Consider the following 5871-nt stretch of genomic DNA (forward strand, 5'->3'; position numbering starts at 1 on the left):
GCGCGGGAGGGAAGGGGCCGAGCGCTTCGAGCGGGACGTGCTTCGTGATGGCCCGCCCCTTGGGGGAGCCGCGGCCCTCGAGCTGGATGAAGCGGCGCAGCCACTCCGCGCAGGTGGGGGAGACCGACGGCTTCGCCTGTCGCGCGCAGGACTCCGCGTAGCGGCCGAGCGACTCCGGCTGGAAGCCCCGCAGCAGGTCGACGTCGGCGAAGTGGGTGAAGGCGCTCTCGTAGAGTCGCTGGGCCTCCGCCCATTCTTGTCGCGCGTGGTGGGCCTCGCCGGCCACGGCCTCGGTGCGCCCGAGCTCCTCCGGCAGCTTCCGCGCCATGACGGGGGAGGGGCAGCTCTCCGCCGCCCGCTGGAAGAGGGTGAGCGCCTTGTTCGCGGCCTCCAGCGCCTCCGCGCGCTTGCCCCCGGCGAGCAGCTCGCGTGCCTGGGTGCGCGAGAGCACGGCCTCGATTTGCAGTCCGTACGGTGCGAAGAGCGGGTCCTGCCGCGGGAGCGCCGCGAGGCGCAGGGCTTCCTCGGGCTGGCGCGACAGGGCGTCTTGCGCCGCGCGGAGCTGCCGCACGGCGGGTGAGCGGAGCGTCTGGAGCGCGTCGCGCAGCGATTCGACGGAGCGCTCGTCGGTGGTGCGGGTGTTGCCTCCGCCGTGCCTGGTGGGCGAAGCCTGTGCCCGCGCGGCGGAGGGCACACTTCCGTCCCGGGGCGGTGAGGGCTGTGCCCGCGCGGCGGGTGGCGTGCCTCCGAGGAGGACGAGACAGACACCCCACGCCACGAGCTTCGCCCCGCGCATCTCGCCTCCGTTCCGAGCGCCGCGTGCTCTCGGTGGCGGAGGCCTCGGGCCGCCGTCCCTGTCGCGGACGGGGCCATCCTGCATCGGCCCGCGGCCGGGCTCCAGCAACTCGGGCGGGGTGGCTCAGCCGCCGCAGACGAGCTTCGCGAAGCGCCGCTGCATCTCCTCGGCGGACACGTCCTCGACGCGCGTGCTGAGGGCCCAGCGGTGGCCGAAGGGGTCCCTCAGGTGGGCGACCCGGTCGCCGTAGAACTCGTCCTTGATGGGGCGCTCCAGCTCGGCGCCGGCCTCCAGGGCGCGCCGGGCGGCCGTGTCCACGTCCTCGACATAGAGGTTCAGCGAACTCGTGGCGCCGCCCCGGCTCTGGGGGCCGACGACGCCGTACTCGGGATACTCGTCCGCGAGGAACAGCCGCGAGCCGTGCAGCGACAGCTCCGCGTGGCCGATGCGGCCGGAGGGCTCGGTGAGGCGGAGCACCTCGGTGGCGCCGAAGGCGCGCGTGTAGAAGGCAATCGCGGCCGGGGCGTTCTTCACCACGAGGTAGGGAAGGAGCCGGGGGCCATCGGGGAGCTTGTTCATGGGGGACCTCTCGTCAGGGGGTGCCCCTGAGATAGCCCTCCCCGACGCGAGGGGATTGTACGGATTTTACCTGCCCGTCTTGACGAGCCTCGTCAGCTCGCGGTCCAGGGCGGCGGCGAACTGCTGCCGGTCCTGGGCGGAGAAGCCGCTCGGGCCGCCGGTCATCACGCCGCTCTCCCGCAGCTCCTGCATGAAGTTCCGCACGGACAGGCGCTCGGCGATGTTCTCCTCGGTGAACAGCTCGCCGCGCGGGTCGAGCACCACGACGCCCCGGGGCACCAGCTGCGCGGCGAGGGGAATGTCCTGCGTCACGGCCAGGTCTCCGCGCTGCGCGGCTTCGGCGATGTGACGGTCCGCCACGTCGAGCCCGGCGCCGACCTGCACGGTGGAGACGAGCTCCGAGCGCGGGAGCGAGAGGGCACGGTTGGCCACGAAGACGATGGGCACCTTGAGGCGCTGCGAGGCGCGCAGGAGGATGTCCCGGACCGGTCCGGGGCAGGCATCGGCATCGACCCAGAGCTTCATCGTGACTCCTCCTCGCGTGCCTGCCTGCTTGCTGCCCGACAGGGCGACCGTCCCCGGGTCCGTGTCGGAGTCCGGGGACGACGCTTCATGCGTCTACCACTCCTCGTCATCGTTTTTGTCCGCGGGAATTCGCGCGGGATGACGCTCCGTTGCTCAAGCTGCGAACCGCCGCCTCGGGGGAGGAGTGCCCGCGGAGGCCTTCGGATGGAGGAACCGTGGCTGTGACCCGTGAAGGACTGGGGCAGGTGGCGCAGCAGATGGCGCGGGCTTCGTGGCCCTGTGCGGAGCCCGAGAGGAGGTCGGAGGCCGTGGCGCCCCGGCGCATCCTCCTCGTCGAGGACAACGTGGACATCCTGGAGGCGATGCGGGAGCTGCTCGAGGAGATGGGACACCTCGTGGAGGTCTCCTCGGATGGAGTCGAGGGCGCGAACCGGCTGTTGGAGCTGCGGCCGGATGTGGCGCTGGTGGACATCGGGTTGCCGGGTATCGACGGATACGAGGTTGCCCGCCGCGTGCGCTCGGCGCCGGGTGGGGACGACTTCTACCTGATTGCGCTCACGGGCTACGGCGGCTCGGAGACGAAGGCGAAGGTGCTGGCGGCGGGCTTCGACGTGCACATGGTGAAGCCGCTGAGCCTCAGCGACCTGCCGCGCCTGGTGGAGCAGTCGCGGCCCGCTCGGTGAGGCGGGTGAGCAGCGCGAGGCCGGGCGCTTCCAGCGGCACGCGGCCTCGCAGCGCCGCGAGCAGTGACCAGCCATGGTCCGAGAGGAGCACGACTCCCGCGTCCGCCGCTGGCGCGAAGCCGAGGAAGCTCGTGTAGCCCCCCATCACCGAGGACCGCCACACCACCGTGTGGCCACGCACCTGGGACACCGTCCACCCGAGCCCCATGCGATGCGCGCCGGCCTCCGCGCGCGGCACCTGCGCCAGCTTCAGCGCCTGGACGATGCCCGGCTCGCCGCGGCCGAGGTTCGCGTCGAGGAAGCGCAGCAGGTCCGGCGCGGTGGAGTGGAGCGCGCCCGCGCCCGGGAGCGCCGGGAACGTCCAGGCCGGCACCGCCTTGCCTCGCGCGGTGTGGCCGGACGACAGCCGTGGCTGCTGCTCGTCCGTGACACGCGTCGTCGTGTCCGTCAGTCCCAGCGGCTTGAAGAGCAGGTCTCTCAGCGCGTGCCCGTAGTTGAGCCCCGCCCGGCGCGAGAGGGCATGGCCCAGCACTCCCATGCCGAGGAGTGATTCCGAGTAGGGACGCGGCGGCGCCACCGCGGGTTGATAGCCGCGCAGGAAGTCCCCGAAGAGTCCCGCCGAGTAGTGGCCGAAGGGGTCCTCCGGATTGCGAGTCCCCGCGTCCAGGTTGGGCGGCAGGTGCGGCATGCCCGAGGTGTGCGTGGCGAGCTGCTCCAGCGTGATGCGGCCCGCGGCTTCGTGGGTGAGCAACGCGCGGGGAATCAGGTCCGCCAGCGGCGTGTCCAGCCGCAGCTCGCCCCGCTCCACCATCAACGCGAGCAGGGCGCCCGTGAAGACCTGCGTCAGCTCGCCCACCGCGAACAGGGCGTCGCTGGCGGGTGGGGCGCCCTTGCCGCGCAGGGCGCGCACGTGGTGCTCGCCCCCCACGGTGAGGCCCACGCACAGGGCCGCGGAGCGATACCCGCGCACGTAGCGCCGGGTCTCCTCTTCGATGAGCTGGGAAGGTGAAGGCATCGTGGTCGGCAGGTCTGCCCGGCCTTGGCCAGGATGTCACCCCAATTCCCGCCGTCCTCCAGCGGGCCTCGTGGGAATCCACGGGGCCGCCCCGATGCCGTGGCTCTGTTGGATTCTGGTATGGAGTTGCGAAGACGTGATTTCCATGGAATGCGGTTCCTGATATGGGTCATCTCGTTTTCGAGCAAGGCAGCCCGGGGCAGGGCATGTCGAGCTCGCATCGCTGACGCAGGGACTCCGCCGTGAGATGGGGGGGCCACCATGGCGTGAGTCGTGCTGTCACGGGCGGGCCCGCGAATTGACGAAATGTCGCTCGCGGGCCCGCCCGTCGCTGTGCAAGTCCCCGGAATCCCGAGCGGGGCGGGCTGGAACGGCACGTGAAAGGGAAAGCCTCCGCAAGGAGGTCGTCGACATGTGCTGCCCGGTCCCGTCCCGTGTGAATCCTCTCACCCGTCACTTCATCGAGCGTCGCTCGCGCCGCAAGCTCCGTGACGACGTGCTCGACTTCATCCTCGAGTTCGGTGACCGCGCCCGCGCCAGTGGCATCACCCATGTCACGGTGCTGGAGCGGGACCTGCCGGCCACCCTGCGGGATTCCTCGCTTGCCCGGCAGGCCCGCGGGTGGATCGTCCTGCTGAGCGACGAGGAGCGCCTCGTCACCTGCTACCGGCGGGAGGACGCGAGCCGCTTCATCCGCCGCAAGTCGAAGCGCCGCATGTTCGCGGAGCGGGACCAGCGGGTCTGAGCGTCAGTCCTTCTCCAGCGCTGCATTTTTCGACCTGGCCCGCGGAAGCCCCGCGCGCTTGCCGCCGCTCTTCAGCCTGTCCTCGGTGGTCGGGTCGCCTGTCCGGACGCCTGGTCCCCCGGTTCCTCCGCTCGTGCCTCGGGTTCCAAGTGCCTTCTGGAGAGGCGTGGGTGTCGCGGTGCCGGGAGGCTCGGCCTGGAGCGCCTGTCGCGAGGAGGGCGCCGTGTCCTTCGTCGGGGCTTGCTCCACGGGCTCCTGCCGCGTCTTCGCCTGCACGGCTTCGGGCACGGGCGCGACGGGCGCGTTCTTCGTCACCACGGGCGCCTTCGTCTCGGCCGCGGGCTCCTGGCTCGCGGCCATCGGCCCCAGCAACACGAGTCCCGCGAGCGCCGCCACCGCCGAAGTCCCCAGGGCCACCGCGCCCACCGGGACGCGCCGCTCCAGCAGCCTGCGCGCGGACTCCGCGCTGTCGGGCCGGTCCTCGATGCGCTCGGAGAGCAGCCGGGTCAGCAGCCGTCGCAATCGGCGCGGCACCTCCGCCGGCAGTGGCTTCTCCCCGGGGAAGCCCCCCGCGAGCGCCTCGTACAGCACCAGCCCCAGCGCGAAGAGGTCCGACTGCGCCACCGCGCGCCCCAGCCGCTGCTGCTCGGGCGCCATGTACCGCAGCGAGCCGATGAGCGCCGCGGACTCCGTCAGCGTCGTCGCGCCGTCCAGCCGGGCGATGCCGAAGTCACACAGCTTCGCGCCGTCCGGCGCCAGCAGGATGTTCCCCGGCTTCACGTCCCGATGGATGAAGCCGCGCTCGTGCGCCGCTCCCAGCGCGGCCAGCATCCTCCGCGACAGCCCTTCCACCTCCGGCCAGGGCAGGGGCCCGTCCTTCGTCAGCTTCGCGCGCAGGTCCGGCCCGTCCACCCGCTCCATCGCGTACCAGCAGAAGCCCCGCTCCTCGCCCTCGGCCAGCACGCGGACGATGGCCGGGTGCTGCACCTGCCGCAGCGCCTCGGCCTCGCGGCGGAAGCGCGCCCGCACCGCAGGGTCCGCCGCCACCAGCGTCGACAGCACCTTCACCGCGCACGGGCCCGCGTACCCCTCCGCCGCGTACACCGTGCCCATGCCCCCCGCGCCCAGCCGTCCCACCAGCCGGAAGCCTCCGAGCGACTCGCCCGTGAGGTCCACCTCCGGCGAGAAGCGCGCGATGCCCGGCGCCGTCTCCACGCGCGCCAGGTCCACCTGCACGCCACACGCGGAGCAGGGCACCACCAGGTCCGCGCGAGCGCCCGGCAGCGGGGTACGACAGGCGGGGCAGAGGAAGTTCATGCGTAGAGGTCGATTCCGTACTCGTCCAGCTTCCGGTCCAGCGTCGGCCGCGAGATTCCGAGCGACTCCGCCGCCGCGCTCTTCACCCCCCGCGCCCGCTTGAGCGCGAGGACGATGTGCTCACGCTCCACGGCCTTGATGACCTCCGCCAGCGTGCCTTGGACACCGCTGGCCGGGCCCGGGGTTCCCGCGCCACCCTCCCGCTCCGGCG

General features: G+C 72.3%; 8 protein-coding genes. 2 read left to right on the top strand and 6 right to left on the bottom strand.

Annotated features, from left to right (window positions below):
* From HG543_RS50600 to HG543_RS50610, 3 genes are all read right to left on the bottom strand, one after another.
* Positions 1–796: hypothetical protein (locus tag HG543_RS50600; RefSeq protein ID WP_169352166.1), on the bottom strand; the 796-nt coding region annotated here is incomplete at its 3' end.
* Positions 797–919: 123 nt separating this feature from the next.
* Positions 920–1375, bottom strand: coding sequence for a VOC family protein (locus HG543_RS50605; RefSeq protein WP_169352167.1), 456 nt, complete (start codon positions 1373–1375; stop codon positions 920–922).
* A gap of 66 nt (positions 1376–1441) precedes the next feature.
* Positions 1442–1900, bottom strand: coding sequence for a YaiI/YqxD family protein (locus HG543_RS50610; RefSeq protein ID WP_169352168.1), 459 nt, complete (start codon positions 1898–1900; stop codon positions 1442–1444).
* Positions 1901–2115: 215 nt separating this feature from the next.
* Between HG543_RS50610 and HG543_RS56925 the strand changes: the two genes are divergently transcribed.
* Positions 2116–2583 (top strand): response regulator, encoded by a 468-nt coding sequence (locus HG543_RS56925; protein ID WP_343073646.1) that lies wholly within the window; start codon positions 2116–2118, stop codon positions 2581–2583.
* Here the strand turns inward: HG543_RS56925 and HG543_RS50620 are convergent.
* Complete coding sequence (locus HG543_RS50620) at positions 2537–3598, bottom strand: serine hydrolase domain-containing protein (RefSeq protein ID WP_169352169.1); 1062 nt, start codon at positions 3596–3598, stop codon at positions 2537–2539. The genes HG543_RS56925 and HG543_RS50620 overlap by 47 nt on opposite strands.
* A gap of 412 nt (positions 3599–4010) precedes the next feature.
* Between HG543_RS50620 and HG543_RS50625 the strand changes: the two genes are divergently transcribed.
* Positions 4011–4343 (top strand): hypothetical protein, encoded by a 333-nt coding sequence (locus HG543_RS50625; RefSeq protein ID WP_169352170.1) that lies wholly within the window; start codon positions 4011–4013, stop codon positions 4341–4343.
* Between the two features lie 3 nt (positions 4344–4346).
* Here the strand turns inward: HG543_RS50625 and HG543_RS50630 are convergent, their stop codons facing one another.
* Positions 4347–5660, bottom strand: a complete 1314-nt coding sequence (locus HG543_RS50630) for a serine/threonine-protein kinase (protein WP_169352171.1) — start codon at positions 5658–5660, stop codon at positions 4347–4349.
* Positions 5657–5871 (bottom strand): helix-turn-helix domain-containing protein (locus HG543_RS50635; protein ID WP_211194735.1); only part of this gene is annotated, 215 nt, incomplete at its 5' end. The genes HG543_RS50630 and HG543_RS50635, both read right to left, overlap by 4 nt.

The organism is Pyxidicoccus fallax (assembly GCF_012933655.1).
Classification (GTDB): domain Bacteria; phylum Myxococcota; class Myxococcia; order Myxococcales; family Myxococcaceae; genus Myxococcus; species Myxococcus fallax.